Annotated in this window: 4 protein-coding genes; all 4 read left to right on the top strand. The window is 57.5% G+C overall.

The features are described from left to right. Positions 1-643: 643 nt before the first annotated feature. On the top strand, positions 644-15595 hold the full coding sequence (locus tag MKY35_RS22640; protein WP_342444886.1) for an amino acid adenylation domain-containing protein: 14952 nt from the start codon (positions 644-646) through the stop codon (positions 15593-15595). Positions 15596-15749: 154 nt separating this feature from the next. Next, positions 15750-19058, top strand: a complete 3309-nt coding sequence (locus MKY35_RS22635; protein WP_342444885.1) for an amino acid adenylation domain-containing protein — start codon at positions 15750-15752, stop codon at positions 19056-19058. Further along, positions 19048-20874, top strand: coding sequence for an ABC transporter ATP-binding protein (locus MKY35_RS22630; RefSeq protein ID WP_342444884.1), 1827 nt, complete (start codon positions 19048-19050; stop codon positions 20872-20874). Before MKY35_RS22635 ends, MKY35_RS22630 begins: the two co-directional genes overlap by 11 nt. Continuing rightward, the gene (locus MKY35_RS22625; RefSeq protein ID WP_322253089.1) at positions 20871-22604 is read left to right on the top strand and encodes an ABC transporter ATP-binding protein; all 1734 of its coding nucleotides are present in this window, start codon (positions 20871-20873) and stop codon (positions 22602-22604) included. The genes MKY35_RS22630 and MKY35_RS22625 overlap by 4 nt, the downstream gene beginning before the upstream one ends. The last annotated feature ends 114 nt before the right edge of the window (positions 22605-22718 follow it).

Genomic DNA, 22718 nt, shown 5'->3' with positions numbered 1-22718 from the left:
TATGTTGCTCCATGACGTCAGAAGGTTCAGAAAGGATGAAGCCAACCTTATCCCAATTCCGATGGAAGATGAAGCGCGTGAGCGTTTTTGAAAAGCTGGAATTCACCGCCAATCCAAGGGCTGTCCCGTTCATGCCATACGGAGCATCCTTTGAGCCTCATGCAGCACCATCGTCACATCTAATCGTCAGGAAAGGCTCATTACCCCGCAGTCGGATCTTTACTTATCCACACCAGGCGGGGGAATACACAAATCATACATAGAGTGTATCAATATCCCTTAAACATAGGCTTCGACAAAGGCAGCTCCGGTGCCGAATCCGGAGGTACGGCCGACTTTCTGCTGGCCGGCCGGAACCCTACAGCAAGTCTTACATCGATGGGAGGAACATCCCTTGTCCACCCCCAAATCCAATTCCGAACCCAATGTTAAACCAAAGCCCGTCTTCGGGCGGCTCGTCCGCAGCAAGCATATTGAAGCAGAGGAGCCGGAAGCAGGCGCATCTCTTGCGTAGAACGATGCTCTTTGTTGTCTTTCACGCATGGGAGCCGAGCGGGACAGCTGCTAGGCAGAGGATTGCCGCATGCGATCAACCGGGTAAGCGAAGCGGTGACCTGGCGAAAGCCTTTGACATTGTTGTCACATGTTTGAAAAGGCGGGGAGCGAGGCTGGAGCGTTGCTGCGGCATATGCTCCGCCGGATTGCTTTTGCCGATAAAGAGAGGGGAACGATCCAGATGGCTTTTGAAAAAGAAACGTTGTTTTGGAACGAAAAATTCGGTAGCGACGATTATACCTTGACGCGGCTGCCTTACAGCAAAGCTCCAAGCTCCCTGGCGCCCATTATGACAACCGTCGGCGGTTCGCTTTCGGAGGAAGTGGCGCAGCGCGTCCTTCAAATGAGCAAGGGCGCTCCGCTGGCCACTTTTATGATTTTGCTCGCCGGTGTTCAGTCGCTCTTGCATAAATATACAGGCGCTTCTGACATTCTGGTCGGCATGCCGGTTGTACGGAAACCGACGGAGACGCGCCGATCCGTTAATCATACGGTCATTTTGAAAAACTCGCTTTCGGCGGGTGCGACTTTTAAAACGCTTCTGAGCGAGCTGAGGACTTCCTTGCCGGAAGCGATTCAGCACCAACATATTCCGTTCTTGAAAATGGCGGAGAAGCTGGACCTGCAATATGCAGACGGGATACCCGTCATCCATACGCTAGTATCCCTTAAGGAGCTGCATCTGGACGAAATCGGGCAAAACGTGGTCACGGATTGTTCCTTTGAATTCAGCTTAACCGGCGGGACGATACAGCTAGCGCTGTCATATAACGAGCACTTATATGACTCCGAGTTCATGACTCGGGTCGTCGGCCATCTGAATCGTCTGCTGGCCGTGGGGCTTCACGAGTTGGAGCTGGACATCGTGCGGGCGGACATGCTGTCGGAGGACGAGAAATTTCAATTGCTGCAAAGCTTTAACGATACCGAGAAGGACTATCCCCGTGATCGGACGATTCATCAGCTCGTGGAGGAGCAGGCGAAGCGGGTGCCCGAAGCGACGGCGGTTGTCTTTGAGGGGCGGCGGCTTTCGTACGCGGAGCTGAATGAACGGGCGAACCGGCTGGCGCGGACGCTGCGATCGGTCGGCGTGCTGCCCAATCAGCTGGTAGGCTTGATGGCCAGAAGATCGCTGGAGACGGTCGTTGGCATTCTGGCGGTTCTGAAAGCTGGCGGTGCCTACGTGCCGATCGACCCGGAATACCCGGAAGAACGGATCCGCTACATTCTGGAGAACTCGAACGCGCAGTTGCTGCTGACTCAAAGGGAGCTGCTGCTGCAGGTGCCGTTCGAAGGGACCGTGGTGGCGCTGGATGACGAGCAGGCCTACAGCGACGATGGCTCGAACCTGGAGCCGGCCAGTGGTCCGAACGATCTGGCTTATGTCATCTATACATCAGGTACGACGGGCAAACCCAAAGGGGTCATGCTGGAGCATCGCGGGCTGGTCAGCCTGAAACTGACGTTTGCCCATACGCTTCACACGACCGAACAGGATCGAGTGCTGCAATTCGCCAGCCTATCGTTCGATGCGTCGTGCTGGGAGATGTTCAACGCCCTGTATTTCGGGGCGACCTTATATATACCGTCAACCGAGACGGTTTTGGATGATCAGCTGTTCGAACGTTTCATGAACGAGCATGCAATTACGATCGCCACTTTGCCGCCAACTTATGCGGCTTATTTGAATTCAGACCGCCTGCCGAGTCTGAGCAGGCTCATCACGGCGGGCTCCGCCGTTTCAGCCGAATTCGTGCAGCAGTGGAAAGACAAGGTACAGTACTATAACGCGTACGGTCCGACGGAAGCCTCGATCGCCACATCCGTGTGGGCGGCGTCTACGTATGACACCGAACGCAGAGCGATACCGATCGGACGTCCGATCTGGAACCATCGCTTGTATATACTGGGCGCACAGAATCAGCTGGCGCCTATCGGAGTGGAGGGAGAATTATGCATCGCGGGCGTCGGCCTCGCCCGGGGATATTGGAACCGGCCGGATCTGACGGCGGAGAAATTCATCGAACACCCGTTTGAGCCCGGAGAGAGACTGTACCGGACGGGCGACTTGGCCCGCTGGCTGCCGGACGGAAATATTGAGTACTTGGGCCGGATTGACCATCAGGTGAAAATCCGTGGATTCCGGATCGAGATCGGCGAGATTGAAGAGCAGCTTCTGAAGATCGACTCCGTGCAGGAGACGATCGTAATCGCGCGGGAAGGCAAAAGCGGGCAAGAACTGTGCGCTTACCTGGTCGCGGGCCGCCCGCTTACGCTCGGCGAGCTGAGAAGCGAGCTGGCGCAAAAATTGCCGAATTACATGATTCCGGCGCATTTTGTTCAGCTTCCGCGGATGCCGCTCACGCCGAACGACAAAATCGACCGCAAGGCTTTGCCCGCCCCGGAAGGAAATGCATTGACCGGCGGCGCGTACGTAGCTCCCCGCAATGAAGCGGAGCGGACGCTTGCCGATGTGTGGCAGGCGGTATTGAACGCCGATCGCGTAGGGGTAACGGATCATTTCTTCGAGCTGGGCGGAGACTCGATCAAGTCCATTCAAGTATCTTCGCGGCTTCATCAAGCCGGGTACAAGCTGGAAATTCGGGATTTGTTCAAATATCCGACTATCTCACAGCTCAGCCTGCATGTGAAACCGATCGGACGTACCATCGATCAAGGCGAAATAACGGGTGAAACGGCGCTGACGCCGATTCAGCATTGGTTTTTCGAGAGCTCCTTTGCGGACCCGCATCATTTCAACCAGTCGGTGATGCTGTACCGGAAGGAACGCTTCGACGAAGAGATGGTACGTCAGGTGCTGCAAAAGTTGGCCGAGCATCATGACATCTTACGGATGGTGTTCCGCAAGACGGAACAAGGGTTTAGCGCGCGGAACCGTGCAATTCAGGAAGGCGGGCTGTTCACGCTGGACGTGTTCGACTTCAAGGATGCGGAGAATACCTCGCAGGCTGTGGAAGCGAAGGCAACGGACATTCAAGCGGGCATCGATCTGGAGAACGGGCCCCTCTTGAGGGCGGGACTGTTCCGGTGCGCGGACGGCGATCATTTGCTGCTCGCGGTTCATCATGCCGTGGTGGACGGCGTGTCTTGGCGCATTTTGATGGAGGATTTCGCTCTGGGTTACGAGCAGGCCGGCAAAAGCGAGGAAATTCGTTTCCCGGCCAAAACGGATGCGTACCGCACTTGGTCCGAGCAGCTGGCCGCTTACGCGCAAAGCCCGGAGATGGCGAAGGAACGGGCCTATTGGCAGGCCGTGGAACAAATTGCGGTTCCGGCCGTGCCGAAGGATCTGGAGGCGGACGTTACGACGCAGCAGGACAGCGAATCGCTGTTCGTCCGTTTGACTCCCGAAGAAACGGAGCTGCTGCTGAAGCGGGTTCACCGGGCCTACAACACCGAAATGAACGATATTTTGGTAACGGCGCTCGGCATAGCCGTTCGCAAGTGGACGGGACACGAACGGGTGCGGATCAATCTCGAAGGACACGGACGCGAACCGATCGGAACGGATATCGACATCACGCGCACAGTCGGATGGTTTACGACCAAGTTTCCGGTCGTCCTAGAGCCGGAAACCGACCGGGATTTGGCCTATCAGATTAAACAGGTCAAGGAAAGTTTGCGCCGCATTCCGAACAAAGGGCTTGGGTACGGCATATGCCGCTATCTCTCCAAATCGGAGGATGGCTTTGTTTGGGGCGCAGAGCCGGAAATTAATTTTAATTACCTCGGCCAGTTCGACGATGATGTCAACCAGGACGAGATCGGTATATCTTCTTATTCCGGCGGCAGTCCGGCCAGCGACCGGCAGGCCCGCAGCTTTGTGCTGGATATCAACGGCATGGTGCTGGACGGCGCTTTATCGCTTGATCTTAGCTACAGCCGGAAGCAGTATCACAAGGTAACGATGGAAGCCTTCGCTCAGCGGCTTGAGCAAAGTCTACGAGAGCTCATTATCCACTGCGCAGGCAAAAAAAATACCGAATTGACGCCTAGCGACGTGCAATTTAAAGGCTTGACCATCGCCGAACTAGAGCAAATCGCCCAGCGCTCGGACCATCTCGGGGAAATCGAAAATATTTACTCGCTTACGCCGATGCAGAAGGGCATGTGGTTCCACAGCGCGCTTGACCGGCAAACGGCCGCTTACTTCGAGCAGACGCGATTTACGATGAGGGGAGTACTCGACGTCCAGCTTTTCGAGAGGAGCTGGACGGAACTTGCGAAACGTCATTTGGTGCTGCGGGCGAATTTTGTGCAAGGACCGGCGGGCGAGCCGCTGCAAATCATATACCGCGACAAGCCGGTCGGCTTTGAATATGAAGAGCTGCTTCATTTACAGGCGGACGAGAAACAAGCGTACTTGGATAAAAAAGCCGAGGATGACAAGCTTCGCGGCTTCGACCTGGAACATGACGCGCTCGTTCGGGTTACGATCCTGCGCACCGAAGAGCAAAGCTATCATGTGCTGTGGAGTTTCCAGCATATTTTGATGGACGGCTGGTGCCTGCCGCAGCTGACGCAGGAGCTGTTTGGGACGTACTCGGCCTTGGCATCCGGCAAGCAGCCAGCGGGAGATAAGGGATCGGATTATGGCGCTTACATCGAATGGTTGGAGAAACAGGACGATCAGGCGGCATCCGGCTATTGGACGGCATTCCTGGCAGGTTATGAAGGGCAAACCGTACTCCCGGGACAAAAGGAACCGGCGCCGAACGGCAGATTTACGGCTGATCACGTCACCGCCGAGCTGGGCAAGGACTTGAGCGAGCGGATGGACCGGGTGGCGAAACAGCGCCTGGTTACGGTCAATACGCTGCTGCAAGCCGCTTGGGGCGTGATGCTGCAAAAATATAACGGAACAAACGATGCCGTATTCGGCAGCGTCGTGGCCGGAAGACCGGCGGAAATCCCGGGTATCGAGTCCATGATCGGGCTGTTCATCAATACGGTGCCGGTCCGCGTCACGAGCGAAGCGGACACCGTGTTCGCCGACCTGATGGCGAAGCTCCAAGAGTGGGCGCTGGAATCCGGGCGTTATGATTACTATCCGTTGTATGAAATTCAAGCCCGCAGTGTGCAAAAGCAGAACCTGATCAACCATATCATCGCTTTCGAGAACTATCCGGTGGACGAGCAGATGGAGCAGGCGGGCGACCAGCAGCACGGCGACCTGACGATCGCTGACGTTCAGATGGAGGAGCAGACGAACTATAACTTCAACGTGACCGTGGTGCCGGGAGTCGAGATCGAAATTCGGTTCGACTTTAACGCCGAAGTGTTCGATAAAGACAGCATCGAGCGGCTCAAGGGGCATCTCGTCCATCTGCTGGAGCAGGTGACGGATAACCCGGAAATTACAGTGGGCGAGCTGGAACTTGTGACGGAGGCGGAAAAGGCCGACCTTCTCGGACGTTTTAACGACACCACCACGGAATTTCCGCGCGAGAAGACGCTCGTTCAATTGTTCGAAGAGCAGGCGGAGCTTTACCCGGACAACGTGGCCGCCGTCATGAACGAGCGGCAGCTGGCTTACCGCGAGCTGAACGAGCGATCCAACCGCCTTGCGCGGAAGCTGCGGGAGACGGGAGTAGAAGCGGACCAACTGGTAGCGATTCTGGCCGAACGCTCGCTCGATATGGTCGTCGGCATTCTGGCGATTCTCAAAGCGGGCGGAGCCTACGTGCCTGTCGATCCCGACTACCCGGAGGAGCGCATCCGCTTCATGATCGAGGATTCGGGCGCGCCGTTATTGCTGATTCAAAAGCATCTGCACGAGAAGACCGACTTCGCAGGAACGCGCCTCGAATTGGACGATTACGTTTGGGGCGACAGAGGGGCGGACTCCGCCGATGCGCTGGACGCTTCGAACCTGGAGCCGATTTCCGGGCCGGGCAACCTGGCATATGTCATCTACACGTCGGGAACGACCGGCAGACCGAAAGGAACGCTGATCGAGCATAAGAACGTCGTGCGCCTCCTGTTCAACGACAAGAACCTGTTCGACTTCGGGCCGTCTGATACGTGGACGCTGTTCCACTCGTTCTGCTTCGATTTCTCTGTCTGGGAAATGTACGGAGCGCTGCTGTACGGAGGCAAGCTGGTCATCGTACCGCCGCTCACAGCGAAAAGTCCAGCCGATTTCCTGGCGCTGCTGGGCCGCGAACAGGTCACGATTTTGAACCAGACGCCAACGTACTTCTACCAGCTACTGCGTGAGGTCTTGGCGGACCATCCGTACGATCTGCGGATTCGCAACGTCATCTTCGGGGGCGAAGCGCTGAGTCCGCTGCAGCTCAAGGGCTTCAAGACGAAGTACCCGGAGACGAAGCTGATCAATATGTACGGCATTACCGAGACGACGGTTCACGTTACATATAAGGAAATCACGTGGGTCGAAATGGAGGCGGCGAAGAGCAATATCGGCAAGTCGATCCCGACGCTGAGCGTGTACGTCCTGGATGAAAACCGCCGCCCTGTGCCGATCGGCGTAGCGGGCGAAATGTACGTGGCCGGGGAAGGCCTTGCGAGAGGATACCTGAACCGTCCGGATCTGACGGCGGAGAAGTTCGTCGATTCCCCGTTTGCGGAGGGGGAGAAACTGTACCGCTCGGGCGACTTGGCGGCTTGGCTACCGGACGGCAACATCGAATACCTGGGCCGGATCGATCATCAGGTGAAGATCCGCGGGTACCGGATCGAGCTGGACGAAATCGAGACGCAGCTTCTGAACGTCGAGGGCGTGGAAGAAGCGGTGGTGCTCGCCCGTCAGGACGGCGAGGGCGAGAAGGCGCTTGTTGCCTACTTTGTGGCGGACCGAACGCTGACGGTCAGCGAAATGAGAACCTCACTGGCCCAGGGAATGCCGGGGTACATGATCCCGTCGTACTTCGTGCAGTTGGAGCGCATGCCGCTGACGACCAACGGCAAAGTGGACCGCAAAGCGCTGCCGGAGCCGCAAGGCGGCATACAAACGGGCGTCGAATACGTAGCGCCGCGTAACCGGACGGAGTCCCAGCTTGTGAAGATCTGGGAGGAAGTACTGGGCTACTCCGGCATTGGAGTCCTGGACAATTTCTTCGACCTGGGCGGCCATTCCCTGCGGGCGACGACACTGGTGAGCAAGGTGCATCAGGAGCTGAACGTTGAGCTGCCTCTACGCGACGTATTCCGCTACTCGACGATCGAGGAGATGGCTCTCGCCATCTCCCGGATCGGAGAGCAGTCGTTCTCGTCGATTCCGCTGGCAGGCGCAAGAGCATATTATCCGCTTTCCTCAGCTCAGAAGCGGCTGTTTATCCTGAATCAACTGGAAGGGGCCGATCAGAGCTACAACATGCCGGGCGTGCTGCTGCTGGAAGGATCAATTGACCGGAGCCTCCTGGAGAAGGCTTTCCGCGGACTGATCGCACGGCACGAAACGCTGCGAACCGGCTTTGAGATTGTACAAGGCGAAGCAGTACAGCGCATTTACGAGAGCGTCGACTTTGCCGTCGAGTACCGTCGTGCGAGCGAGGAAGAAGCGCCTGAAGTCGTGCAGGCCTTCATCCGGCCTTTCGACTTGGCGAAGCCTCCGCTGCTGCGGGCGGAGCTTGTAGAGCTGGCAGCCGAACGTTATTTGCTGATGTTCGACATGCACCATATCGTCTCCGACGGGGTTTCGATGGACGTGTTAGTCGAGGAACTCGTTCGTCTGTACGGCGGCGAGTCATTAGAGCCTTTGCGCATTCAATACAAGGACTATGCGGTATGGCAGCAGTCGGATGAGCAAAAAGCGCAGTTGAAACGCGAGGAAGCTTACTGGCTGGACCGTTACCGGGGTGAACTGCCGGTTCTGGAAATGCCAACGGACTATCCGCGTCCTGCCGTGCAGAGCTTTGAGGGACAAACGCTGACGTCCTTCGTGGACGAGGCAACGAACGAAGGCTTGAAGCAGCTGGCCGCTCAAAGAGGAACGACGCTGTATATGGTGCTGCTTGCGGCATATACCGTGCTTTTGCATAAATACACAGGTCAGGACGATTTGATCGTCGGAACGTCGATTGCGGGCAGAACGCACGGAGACACGCAGCCTTTGATCGGAATGTTCGTTAATACGCTGGCGCTCCGCAATTATCCGGCTTCGGAGAAGACCTTCCTGTCGTATCTGGAAGAAGTGAAAGAAACGACCTTAGGCGCTTACGAGCATCAGAATTATCCGTTCGAAGAGCTCGTCGATAAAGTGCAGGTCAGCCGGGATTTGAGCCGCAACCCGCTGTTTGACACGATGTTCTCCCTGCAAAACTTGGAGGACAAAGAGTTTGGGCTGGAAGGGCTGAAATTGTCCCCGTACCCTAGCGAATACGGCACGGCCAAGTTCGACCTGAGTGTGGATGTTACGGAAGAAAACGGCGGCCTGGAGTGCAGCTTTGAATTCGCAACGGCTCTTTATAAAGAAAGCACGATCCGGCGGCTGTCGACTCATTTCGGACATTTGCTTGCGGCGATCGTAAGCCGTCCGGATGCGAAGATTGCCGAGCTGAACTTGTTGACGGCAGAGGAAAAAGAGCAAATTCTCGGCGCGTTCAACCCGGCGCAGCCGGAAGCGGCTCCTGTGGCGGCGTTCCACCGGCTGTTCGAGGAACAGGCGGAGCGCACGCCGGAAGCGGCGGCCGTCGTGTACGAGAACGACCGGCTGACGTATGCGGAGCTGAACGAGCGGGCGAATCGCTTGGCGGCTACGCTGCGCGCAAACGGCATCGGCCAGGAGACGATCGTCGGCATTCTGGCCGAGCGTTCGGTGGACTTGCTGGTGGCCGTGCTGGCCGTCTGGAAAGCGGGCGGGGCGTATGTGCCACTCGACCCGGATTATCCAGCGGACCGCGTGCGGTTCATGCTTGAAGACAGCGGAGCGAAGGTGCTGCTGACGCAAACGGCGCTGCGAGAGCGTGCCGAAGCCTGGCTCGGCGAAGAGGAGCTGGCGCTGGCGGCGGTGCTGTACCTGGACGACGAAGCGTCGTACAGCGAGGAGCGGGCGAATGCCGACAGCTTCCATGAAGCCCGTCCAGAGGACCTGGCGTACGTGATCTACACGTCGGGAACGACGGGCAAGCCGAAGGGCGTGATGATCGAGCACCGCAGCCTGGTGAACACGGCGGCGGGCTACCGGCGGGAATACCGGTTAGATCAGTTCCCGGTGCGGCTGCTGCAGCTCGCAAGCTTCTCGTTCGACGTGTTCGTGGGAGATATCGCGCGGACGCTGTACAACGGAGGCACGATGGTGATTGTGCCGAAGGACGACCGGATCGATCCGTCTCGTCTGCACCACTGGATAGAGCGGGAACGGGTCACCATCTTCGAATCGACGCCGGCGCTGATCGTGCCGTTCCTGGAGTACGTGCACGAGCAGCGGCTGGATATGAGCTGGATGGAGCTGTTGATCACGAGCTCGGACAGCTGCAGCGTGGCGGATTACCGGACCTTGCAGGAACGCTTCGGCTCGTTGTTCCGGATCATCAACGCATACGGCGTGACGGAAGCGGCGATCGACTCAAGTTTCTACGACGAGCCGCTGACGAAGCTGCCGCAGACAGGCCATGTGCCGATCGGCAGAGCGTGGCTGAATGCGAAATTCTACATCGTGGATGCGCACCTGAATCCGGTGCCGGTCGGGGTGCTGGGCGAGCTGGTTATCGGCGGAGTCGGGGTAGCTCGCGGGTACTTGAACCGTCCGGGGCTGACAGAAGAGAAGTTCGTAGACAGCCCGTTCGCCGCGGGCGAGCGGTTGTACCGCACGGGAGACTTGGCGCGGTGGATGGAAGACGGCAACGTGGACTTCATCGGCCGGATCGACAACCAGGCGAAAATCCGGGGCTACCGGATTGAGACGGGCGAGATCGAGTCGCAGCTGCTGCGGGTGGAAGGTGTGCGCGAAGCGGTGGTGCTGGTTCGGAGTGACGCGAACGGGCAGAAAGCGCTGTGCGCGTATTACACACCGGATACGGGAGCGGAGCTGGCAGTGAACGATCTGCGCGGCGCGCTGGCGCAGGAGCTGCCGGGCTACATGATCCCGTCGTACTTCGTGGAGATGGAGCGCCTGCCTCTGACGCCGAACGGAAAGATTGACCGGAAGGCGCTGCCAGCGCCGGAAGGGGAAGCGGGAAGCGGAACGGAGTACGTCGCACCGCGCAATGAGCTGGAAACGAAGCTGGCGTCGATTTGGCAGGAGGTGCTGGGGCTTGTGAAGGAGATTGGCGTTCACGACAACTTCTTCGACATCGGTGGCCACTCCCTGCGGGCGACGACGCTGGTCAGCAAGATTCATAAAGAATTGAGCGTGGATCTGCCGCTGCGCGACGTGTTTCGCCATTCCACCATTGAGAGCATGGCGGCCGCCATTTCCCGGCTGGATGAGCAGACATTCGTTGCCATTCCGGTGGCGGATGACCGAGAGGTGTACCCGCAATCTTTTGCTCAAAAACGTCTCTTTATCCTGAATCAACTGGAAGGCGCGGAGCTTAGCTACAACATGCCGGAAGCGACGCTGCTGGAGGGTGCTTTGGACCGGGCAAGGTTCGAAGAAGCGTTCCGTAAGCTCGTGGCGCGGCATGAAACGCTGCGCACCGGGTTCGAAATGGTGGATGGCGAAGCATCGCAGCGGATTTACCAGGACGTGAATGTTGCCGTGGAGTTCTATCGAGTGGATGAGCAAGAGGCCGAAGAGATGGTTCGCCGTTTCGTCCGTCCGTTTGACTTGGCGAAGCCTCCGCTGCTGAGGGTAGGCCTTGTCGAGCTGGCTCCGGAACGTCATATTCTAATGTACGACATGCATCATATTATTTCCGATGGCGTCTCGATGGAAATCTTTGTTGAAGAATTCGTCCGCTTGTACGGCGGCGAGCAATTGGAGCCTCTGCGCATTCAGTACAAAGACTACACCGTTTGGCAGCATTCGCAGGAGCAGAAAGAACGGCTTCAGCGTCAGGAGGCGTACTGGCTGGACATGTTCCAAGGCGAGCTGCCGGTGCTGGAAATGCCGACCGACTATCCGCGTCCGGCCGTGCAGAGCTACGAAGGCCAAACGCTGGAGTTTTTCTTCGACGCTTCGAAAACCGACGGCCTGAAGCAGCTGGCCTCGGAAACGGGCACGACGCTGTTTATGGTGCTGCTTGCGGCGTATAACGTCCTTCTGCATAAATATTCAGGTCAGGAAGACGTGATCGTCGGTACGCCGATTGCCGGAAGGAATCATGGAGATGTGCAGCCGTTGATCGGGATTTTCTTAAACACGCTGGCTATCCGCAGTTATCCGGCTTCGGAGAAGACATTCCTGTCATACCTGAACGAAGTCAAAGAAACGACCCTCCATGCCTTCGAGCATCAAAACTATCCGTTCGAAGAATTGGTGGACAAGGTGCAAGTCACCCGTGATTTAAGCCGCAATCCGCTCTTCGACACGCTGTTTACGATGCAGAATACGGAAAACGAGGAATTTGAGCTGGAAGGGCTTCGCCTGATTCCTTATCCGAGCGTATTGGATACCGCGAAGTTTGATATCAGCTTGGATGTGGGCGAGGAGAACGGCGGCTTGGATTACAGCTTCGAATATGCGACGGCTCTCTACAAAAGGGAGACGATCGAACGGCTGGCGAAACATTACGAGCAGCTGCTCGAAACGATCGTAAGCCGTCCGGATGCGAAGATTGCCGAGCTGAACTTGCTGACGGCAGAGGAAAAAGAACAAATTCTCGGCGCGTTCAACCCGGCGCAGCCGGAAGCGGCTCCTGTGGCCGCGTTCCACCGGCTGTTTGAGGAACAGGCGGAGCGCACGCCGGAAGAGGCGGCCGTCGTGTACGAGAACGACCGGCTGACGTATGCGGAGCTGAACGAGCGGGCGAACCGCTTGGCGGCTACGCTGCGCGCAAGCGGCATCGGCCGGGAGACGATCGTCGGCATTCTCGCCGAGCGTTCGGTGGACTTGCTGGTGGCCGTGCTGGCCGTCTGGAAAGCGGGCGGGGCGTATGTGCCGCTCGACCCGGATTACCCGGCGGAGCGCGTGCGGTTCATGCTCGAAGACAGCGGAGCGAAGGTGCTGCTGACGCAAACGGCGCTGCGAGAGCGCGCCGAAGCCTGGCTCGGCGAAGAGGAGCTGGCGCTGGCGGCGGTGCTGTACCTGGACGACGAAGCGTCGTACAGCGAGGAGCGGGCGAATGCGCCGATTGGCTCGGGCATAGTCTCCGGCAAGCTGACGGATGCTGTGGACGACGGCGATGAGAGCCATCAGCATGTTGGCACCGACAGCTTCCATGAAGCCCGTCCGGAGGATCTGGCGTACGTGATCTATACGTCGGGAACGACGGGCAAGCCGAAGGGCGTGATGATCGAGCACCGCAGCCTGGTGAACACGGCGGCGGGCTACCGGCGGGAATACCGGTTAGATCAGTTCCCGGTGCGGCTGCTGCAGCTCGCAAGCTTCTCGTTCGACGTGTTCGTGGGAGATATCGCGCGGACGCTGTACAACGGAGGCACGATGGTGATTGTGCCGAAGGACGACCGGATCGATCCGTCTCGTCTGCACCACTGGATGGAGCGGGAACGGGTCACCATCTTCGAATCGACGCCGGCGCTGATCGTGCCGTTCCTGGAGTACGTGCACGAGCAGCGGCTGGATATGAGCTGGATGGAGCTGTTGATCACGAGCTCGGACAGCTGCAGCGTGGGGGATTACCGGACCTTGCAGGAACGCTTCGGCTCGTTGTTCCGGATCATCAACGCATACGGCGTGACGGAAGCGGCGATCGACTCCAGCTTCTACGACGAGGAGCTGGCGAAGCTGCCGCAGACAGGCCATGTGCCGATCGGCAAAGCGTGGCTGAATGCGAAATTCTACATCGTGGACGCGCATCTGAACCCGGTGCCGGTCGGGGTGCTGGGCGAGCTGGTCATCGGCGGAGTCGGAGTAGCGCGCGGGTACTTGAACCGTCCGGAGCTGACGGAAGAGAAGTTTGTAGACGGCCCGTTCGCCGCGGGCGAGCGACTGTACCGCACGGGAGACTTGGCGCGGTGGATGGAGGACGGCAACGTGGACTTCATCGGCCGGATCGACAACCAGGCGAAAATCCGGGGCTACCGGATCGAGACGGGCGAGATCGAGTCGCAGCTGCTGCGGGTGGAAGGCGTGCGCGAAGCGGTGGTGCTGGTTCGAAGTGACGCGAACGGGCAGAAAGCGCTGTGCGCGTATTACACGCCGGATACCGGAGCGGAGCTGGCAGTGAACGATCTGCGCGGCGCGCTGGCGCAGGAGCTGCCGGGCTACATGATCCCGTCGTACTTCGTGGAGATGGAGCGCCTGCCTCTGACGGCGAACGGAAAGATTGACCGGAAGGCGCTGCCGGCGCCGGAAGGGGAAGCGGGAAGCGGAACGGAGTACGTCGCACCGCGCAATGAGCTGGAAACGAAGCTGGCGGCGATTTGGCAGGAGGTGCTGGGGCTTGTGAAGGAGATTGGCGTTCACGACAACTTCTTCGACATCGGCGGCCACTCCCTGCGAGCGACGACGCTGGCGGGTAAGGTATTTAAGGAATTAAACGTCAACCTGCCGCTGCGCGACGTATTCCGTCACTCGACGATTGCGGCGATGGCCGAGGCGATCGCCCGGATGGAACGGCGGGAACATGAGGCCATTCCTCAAGCGGAGGAGAGAGAGTACTACCCTCTATCCTCCGCGCAGAAACGGCTGTTCATTCAGCACACGCTGGATGGAGCGGATCAGCTTTACAACATGCCGGAGTTGGTGCAGGTGGAAGGCGAGTTTGATTTAGACCGGTTGGAAGCCGCCTTGCGGAAATTGATAACACGGCATGAATCGCTGCGCACCGGTTTTGAAATCGTGAAGGGCGAAGCGGTTCAGCGGATTTACCCGCAGGTTGATTTTGCTATCGAGCATCATCAAGCGGATAAAGAGGATGCGGCTCAAATCGAGCAGATCGTCCGCAGCTTCGTTCGTCCGTTTGATCTCGGCAAGCCGCCGCTGCTGCGCGCCGGGGTCATCGAGCTGGAGCCGAACCTGCATATTCTCCTTTTCGACATGCACCATATGGTGTCCGACGGCGTATCGATGGCGATTGTGATCGATGAGTTCTCGAGTTTCTACGCCGGGGAAGAACTGCCGCCACTGCGCATTCAATACAAGGATTATGCCGTTTGGCAGCAGTCGAAGGCCCACCGAGAGCGGATCGGGCGGCAGGAAGCGTACTGGCTGCAAACCTTCGAAGGCGAGTTGCCGACGGCGGACCTGCCGATGGACTACGAACGGTCTGCGGCTCGCAGCTACGAAGGCTCGCATCTGGAGTTCGACGTCGAAGCTTCTCTCTCTGCGCGGCTGCGCGAATTGGCGGCCGAGCGTGAAAGCACGCTGTTCATGGTGCTGCTTGCGGCTTATACCGTGCTGCTGTCCAAGTACAGCGGGCAGGAGGACTTGGTCGTGGGTACCCCGGTGGCGGGAAGAACGAACGCCGATTTGGAACCGGTCATCGGGATGTTTGTCAATACGCTGGCGATCCGCAATCGTCCGTCGGGCGACAAAACGTTCTTGTCCTACCTGGAAGAAGTGAAGGAAACGGCTTTGGGTGCTTTCGAGAACCAGGATTATCCATTCGAGGAGCTCGTGGAGCGTTTGAATGTGAAGCGGGAGCCGGGCCGCTTCCCGCTGTTCGATGCCGTTTTCGACTTGCAAAATATCGAAGAACGAGACGCCGAGCTGGAAGGGGTCAGCCTGAAGACTTACGAGCTTGACCATTTGGAAGAAGCGAAGTTCGATCTGACGCTGTTTATGTATGAAAACAACGGGGCGCTGAGCGGGGGCTTCTTCTACGCCACCAAGCTGTTCAAAAAAGCGATGATCCGCACCTTGACCGAGGATTACCTGCGGGTACTGTCTCAAATTGCGGAAAATCCACAACTCGAGTTAAGCCGGATTGAATGTCATAAACCGGCGGCAGGCGCAAAGAGTGCCGTCGATACGATCGAATTCGCGTTCTAATCCTACAAGCGCGCCTCCGCCGTCAAGCGAAAGCGGCGCGCATCCCAAGGAAGACGGCGAACAACGTCCAAGCCCGTAAACGCGCAGGCCGAAAGCAAGCTTTTTCGGACCTGCGCCGGGGCATGCGGTCACTTCATTTTTAGGGGAGGTACAAATGAAATCTTTGTTTGAAAAGGAAGAACGGTACTGGAGCGGCAAGTTTGACGCCGATGACAGCCTGAGCTTCCTTCCCTACAGTCAATCCTCCAAATTATCCGCCGACGGGGAAGCTGCGGCCGAGCCGGGCTTGCTTCACCGTACTCTGCCGAGTGAACTCTCGGAGAGAATCATTAGCCTCGCCAACGGTTCGGATTTGGCTTTGTACATGATTGTTTTGGCAGGAGTAAAAAGCCTGCTGTTCAAATATACCGGGCGGGACCAAGTGCTGGTCGGCATGCCTTCTTATAGCGCAGACCCCGACGGGACTCCGCCGCCGCATGACATCTTGGTGATCAAGACGTCCGTAAGCTGCCAGACTACGCTGAAAACGCTGCTCGGGGGCATCAAAGCCTCCATCGGCGAGGCGCTGGAGCATCAGCACCTGCCTTTTCGGAAAATGGTGGAGCCGCTCCATCTGGACTATACGGGAGACGGCCTTCCGGTCGTCAACACCGTCGCATCCTTCGCCCCGATTCATCCGGGACCGCTGGGTAACCGGGTGGCGGCCGATACGGTTTTTCGCTTCGACCGCCAAAACCACTCCATCGAGCTGGAAATAAGCTTTGACGGGCAGCGGTACGAGCGGGCATTTGTGGAACAGGCGGCCGACCATCTTGTTCGGCTGCTGTCCGTGCTTTTATTTCAGCCGGATCTGGAGCTCGGACAAGCCGATGTGCTGTCCCCAGACGAGAGGGAGACGCTGCTGAAGCGATTTAATGACACCGAAACCGAGTTCGAGCGGGGGAAAACGATTTACGGCTTGTTCGAAGAACAGGCGGAGCTTTACCCGGACAACGTGGCCGCCGTCATGAACGAGCGGCAGCTGACCTACCGCGAGCTGAACGAGCGATCCAACCGCCTTGCACGGAATCTGCGGGAGACGGGAGTAGAAGCGGACCAGTTGGTAGCGATTCTGGCCGAACGCTCGCTTGATATGGTCGTCGGCATTCTGGCGATTCTCAAAGCGGGCGGAGCATACGTGCCTGTCGATCCGGACTACCCGGAGGAGCGCATCCGCTTCATGATCGAGGATTCGGGCGCGCCGTTATTGCTGATTCAAAAGCATCTGCACGAGAAGACCGACTTCGCAGGAACGCGCCTCGAATTGGACGATTACGTTTGGGGCGACAGAGGGGCGGACTCCGCCGATGCGCTGGACGCTTCGAACCTGGAGTCGATTTCCGGGCCGGGCAACCTGGCATATGTCATCTACACGTCGGGAACGACCGGCAGACCGAAAGGAACGCTGATCGAGCATAAGAACGTCGTGCGCCTCCTGTTCAACGACAAGAACCTGTTCGACTTCGGGCCGTCCGACACGTGGACGCTGTTCCACTCGTTCTGCTTCGATTTCTCCGTCTGGGAAATGTACGGAGCGCTGCTGTATGGAGGCAAGCTGGTCATCGTACCGCCGCTCACGGCGAAAAATCCGGCCGATTTCCTGGCGCTGCTGGGCCGCGAACAGGTCACGATTTTGAACCAGACGCCAACGTACTTCTACCAGCTGCTGCGTAAGGTCTTGGCGGACCATCCGTACGATCTGCGGATTCGCAACGTCATCTTCGGGGGCGAAGCGCTGAGTCCGCTGCAGCTCAAGGGCTTCAAGACGAAGTACCCGGAGACGAAGCTGATCAATATGTACGGCATTACCGAGACGACGGTTCACGTGACGTATAAGGAAATCACGTGGGTCGAAATGGAGGCGGCGAAGAGCAATATCGGCAAGCCGATCCCGACGCTGAGGGTGTACATCCTTGATGAAAACCGCCGCCCTGTGCCGATTGGCGTAGCGGGCGAAATGTACGTGGCCGGGGAAGGCCTTGCGAGAGGATACCTGAACCGTCCGGATCTGACGGCGGAGAAGTTCGTCGATTCCCCGTTTGCGGAGGGGGAGAAACTGTACCGCTCGGGTGACTTGGCGGCTTGGCTGCCGGACGGCAACATCGAATACCTGGGCCGGATCGACCACCAGGTGAAAATCCGCGGGTACCGGATCGAGTTGGACGAAATCGAGACGCAGCTACTGAAGATCGCCGCCGTGCAAGAAGCCAAGGTGCTCGACCGCGACGACGCGAACGGCCATAAGCAGCTTGTCGCTTATTACGTCGCGGAAACGAGGTTGGCGGCGAATGAACTCAAGGAGGAGCTCGCCAAGCAGCTTCCGGGGTATATGATTCCTTCGCACCTCGTGCAGCTTTCGCGGATGCCGCTGACCCCGAACGGGAAAATCGACCGCAAAGCGCTGCCCGCGCCGGAGGAAGCCGCGGACGGAGGAGCGGAATATGTCGCGCCGAGAACGCTGCTCGAAATGAAGATCGCCCGCGTCTGGCAGGATACGCTTGGCGTTCCGCAGGTCGGCGTAAAGGATAACTTTTTTGAGTTGGGTGGCAATTCGTTAAGTCTGATGAGGCTCGTTCAAGCCGTTTACGATGAAACGGACATCGAGATACCGCTGAACCGCCAATTCCACAATCTAACAGTTGAAGCCATGGCTTTCGACGAGGGGGATCTGGGCCTGGATAAAGGGGGAGACTCCTTCATTAAGCTGAATAAAGCAGGAGATCTGAACGTGTTCTGTTTCCCTCCGGGCAGCGGCTTCGGCATCGGTTACCGAGAGCTCGCAAGCAGGCTCGACGGCCGGTTCGTGCTCTACGGCATTGATTTTATCGACGATGCCGTCGATTACGAGGCCATGCTGAACCGTTATGTGGACGAGATCGTCCGTATCCAGCCGGAAGGACCTTACGTGCTGCTCGGCTACTGCTTCGGAGGCAACCTGACGTTCGAGGTAGCCAAAACGATGGAGAAAAGAGGGTATTCCGTAACGGACGTGCTCATGGTGGACTCGTGGATTAAGGACACGCTGACGCCTTCCGAAACGTCGGAGAAAGAGCTTGAAGAAACGCTTGCTGATTTCGACGAAGAAGAGAAGGAATTAATGAGCAACCCGCTCGTGCGGGAGCGGGTTCATCGGAAGGTCAAAGCGACCTTGGCGTACGAAGCGCAGCTTATTAATTCCGGCACGATCCCGGCCCGGATTTACGAAATGATTGCGAAGGACAGCGAAGCGTTCCGCCTGGAGCACCAATTGCCTTCCTGGCGGGGGGCAACGACGCAAGCTTACGCCGATTACCGGCTGGAGGGCGCGCACGAGGAATTGCTGGAACTCGCGCGCGTGGAAGAAACGGCCGTCGTCATCCGGGACATCTTAGAGCAAGTCAAGCGGCAGATCGAAGCGGAGGCCGGGGTACTGCATGGAAGCTGACCGCCAGCCGTCTGTTCTAGAACAAGGCACAGCGGCGCCTTCCAAGCGCCAAACCGCTTACGCCGCCTGGAAAGCGTTCCGCTGGTTGATGTCCTATGTAAGCCGTCACAAAGGCTGGATGATCGTCGGTGTCTTGTCCGCGATTGCCGCCGCCGTTATTGAGATATGGACGGGAAGTTTGATCGAGCAGCTGACCACCCAGGCCGAGAAGGGGGCGGGGCCAATCGTTCTGCAAATCGTGTACGCGGTCTTTGTGGTCATCTTGATCGGTGTGCCGGCGAAGTTTTTCATGAGCTTCGGCGTGGAGCGAAGCAGCGCCTCTGCGGTGCAGGATATCCGCAACCATGTCATGCGTCATATCGGCAAACTCCCGGTCTCCTATTTGGAAAAGCAGCACTCTGGCGACGTATTGTCGCGGATCAACAACGACCTGCAGCTCATCCAGCAGTTTATGATTCGGGACCTCGCCCAGTGGTTTTATCATCCGCTGTTGTTCATCGGCTGTTTCGCTTATTTGATCTACCTCCAATGGGAGCTGATGCTGTACAGCCTGCTGTTATTTCCTGTAGCGCTGCTGGCTTCCCAATGGATCGGCAAGCAGTTGGAGCGGTTGACGGAGGAAGCCCAGGCGAACATGGGCCGAATGAACGTCAACCTCCAGGATACGCTTGGGGGTATGCCTATTGTAAAAAGCTACCTGCTATCCGGCATGTTATCTCGCTCCTACCAAGTGCTGCTGCAATTGACGGCCCAAAAAAAGCTGGCCGTGAAAAAGCGGGAAGCCTGGGTCAACCCGCTGCTTTCGACGCTGATGATCAGCCCGATCATTTTCGCCGTCAGTTACGGAAGCTATTTGATCTACAAAGGGCAGCTAGGCGCGGGAGAGCTGATCGCCTTCCTGTACTTGCTGAATCTGTGTCTGGAGCCGCTGGAGCATATTCCCGAGCTCATCACGCGGACGTTCGAAATGACCGGTGCCCTGAGAAGGGTCTCCGAAATCGTCGAGCAGCCGACCGAAACGGAAAATGGCCGTTCGCTTCCGAAAGCGAGCGCCGCCCCCATCGAGTTTCAAAACGTAACCTTCGGGTATGAGGAGAGATCCCCGATCCTGCGGAATGTTAGCTTCTCGGTGCCGGAAGGGAAGACGATCGCGCTTGTCGGAGCGAGCGGCGGAGGGAAGAGCACGGTGTTTAAGCTTGTATACGGCTTTTATCCGCTTCCGGAGGACCAGGGCGAGATCCGCGTGTTCGGCAGCCTGATCCACGGCGCCGATCCGGAGCAGCTTCGGTCGCATTTTTCCGTGGTAACCCAGGATTCATATTTGTTTAGCGGCACGATCGCTGAAAATATCGGCTACGGGCGGGAAGTAGCGTCGATGGACGAGATTATCGAAGCCGCCAAAGCCGCTCAGGCGCATTCCTTCATTATGCAGCTGCCCGACGGCTACCAGACGTATGTCGGAGAGCGCGGAGGCTTTTTGTCCGGCGGGCAGCGCCAGCGCATTGCAATGGCCCGGGCTTTTCTGAAGGATGCTCCCGTTCTGCTGCTGGACGAGCCAACGTCGGCTCTTGATCCGGAGTCGGAAAGCGCGGTTCAGGAAGCGCTGGGCGTATTGATGAAGCAGAGAACGACGATGGTTATTGCCCACCGGCTTTCTACAGTACAAAACGCCGACGAAATTTGGGTCATGGAACAGGGGAGTATTGTTGAAAAGGGCACTCATGAACAATTGTTGAAGATGAAGGGACTGTACGCCCAGTCGTACTATCAGGAATTTACTGAGTCTGCCGAACGCAGGGAGGTGGCGTACACATGAAAAAGGGCGGATGGCTCTCGCAAGTGAAAGAACTCGGCTACTTGCTGATGTTTATGAACCGCAAGCGCAAAACCCAGTACGCCATTGGCCTGGCCGTGACGGCGCTCACCCAGACATTGTTCCTGATCGCCTTCAGCTTGGTCGTACATAACTTGGTTGATTTCGCCGTGTCCCGAGATACGTCCCTGATGGTGGAAGCCTTTATTATTTTGGGCGCGGCCTTGTTCCTGGAAAATGTGATTTCTCCCTGGTTCATTTACTTATACCAGCGCAGTGTCGAGCTGACTGTGCTGAATATCCGCGAACGTCTTTATGACAAGCTGTGCCGGGTGCGGCCGAGATTCCTGGAGCAGACGCACCATGGGGACTTGCTGTCGCGGGTGAACAACGACGTAACGACCGTTGAGTTTACATTCTCGCAGGTTTACTTCGTTTTGCTGCTTCAAGTTGTCTTTTGCATCGGCTCCATTGTCTCCATGGTGTTGATCGATTGGCGTTTTGCCGGCGTATCCTTCGTCATTCTGCTGCTGTCCTCCGTGGTCAGTCTGAAATTTGCGCGGGATATTCGCGCTTTGTCCGAACAAGGCTTGCAAACGCTCGGTAAAATGACCGAAAAATTCAAAGATTTTATGGGCGGCATTCAAATTGTGAAGCTGTTCCGCATCCGCACGATTTACGGCCAGTACGAGGCGTTGAACGAACAAATGACGCAGACGCTTCGGCAAACCGCGCAGAAGAACGGCATGCAGGCTGCGGTGAATCATTTTATCAGCTACGTCACGTTCTGCGGCATCATCGTCATCGGCAGTCTTCTTTATGCCTACGGACTGATGGGAATGGGAAGCGTCGCCGCCCTGGCGGTTCTGCAAGTGAATCTGACGCACGCCTTGTTGAACTTGGGGATGGTTCTGTCGATGACCCAAAATTCGCTCGCGGGCGCTCATCGGATTCAAGAGGTACTAAGAGAGGAAGAGGAACCGGAGCGTTTGGGATCTCCTCATAGCGAGCTCGTGTCGGAGGCTGCGGTGGAGTTTCGCGATGTGGAATTTTCCTATCAGGCGGATAAAAAGGTGCTTGTCGACATCTCCATGCAGGTGTTTCCCGGCCAGGTCGCCGCTATCGTGGGGGCCAGCGGCAGCGGCAAAAGTACGCTGATCAAGCTGCTGCTCGGCTTTTATCCTGTGGACAGCGGAGAAATCCTGCTCCAAGGCAAACCGTTCGGCCATTACACGCTGGACGAAATCCGCAGGCAGATTGCATACGTTCCGCAGGAGCCGTTCTTGTTTACCGGCACGATTGAGGAAAACATCCGCTACGGCAACCCGGATGCAACGGATGAAGAAGTGATCGAAGCGGCCAAAGCGGCGTACGCTCACCATTTCATTCAGGAACTTCCTGAACAATATAAAATGCCGGTGGGAGAGAGAGGAGCGTCGTTGTCGGGCGGACAAAGGCAGCGAATTGCGATCGCCCGGGCGATTCTCAAAAACGCCCCGATTCTGCTGCTGGACGAAGCGACTTCCGCGCTGGATAACGAATCCCAGCATTGGGTACAGCAGGCCCTGAACGTATTGATGAAGGGGCGCACCACCATTCTGATCGCCCACCGTCTCAGCACCGTGGAACATGCGGATTTGATTACCGTCATGAACCAAGGGACGGTCGTCGAGCGGGGCCGCCATCAGGACCTGCTGGCGCTCGGGGGTTATTACGCCCGGCTGTACGGCTAGACCCGCTTTACGGCGAGCGGCTTCCTGCTTGCGAATGCGACAGAGTCTTTTAGTAATCCAAGGTATGACTTTATAACCGGTAGTTACCAGAAAACGTAGACACGAAAAAGGAGG

This window comes from Paenibacillus sp. FSL L8-0638 (assembly GCF_038593075.1).
Lineage (GTDB): Bacteria > Bacillota > Bacilli > Paenibacillales > Paenibacillaceae > Paenibacillus > Paenibacillus polymyxa_D.
Note: the sequence above shows the minus strand (reverse complement) of the source record. Positions and strands in the feature narration are given on the sequence as shown.

Bases quoted from the DNA above. Each gene is read 5' to 3' on its own strand.
- MKY35_RS22630 (WP_342444884.1), top strand. From the start codon at position 19,048: ATGGAAGCTGACCGCCAGCCGTCTGTTCTAGAACAAGGCACAGCGGCG.
- MKY35_RS22625 (WP_322253089.1), top strand. From the start codon at position 20,871: ATGAAAAAGGGCGGATGGCTCTCGCAAGTGAAAGAACTCGGCTACTTG.
- MKY35_RS22640 (WP_342444886.1), top strand. From the start codon at position 644: ATGTTTGAAAAGGCGGGGAGCGAGGCTGGAGCGTTGCTGCGGCATATG.
- MKY35_RS22635 (WP_342444885.1), top strand. From the start codon at position 15,750: ATGAAATCTTTGTTTGAAAAGGAAGAACGGTACTGGAGCGGCAAGTTT.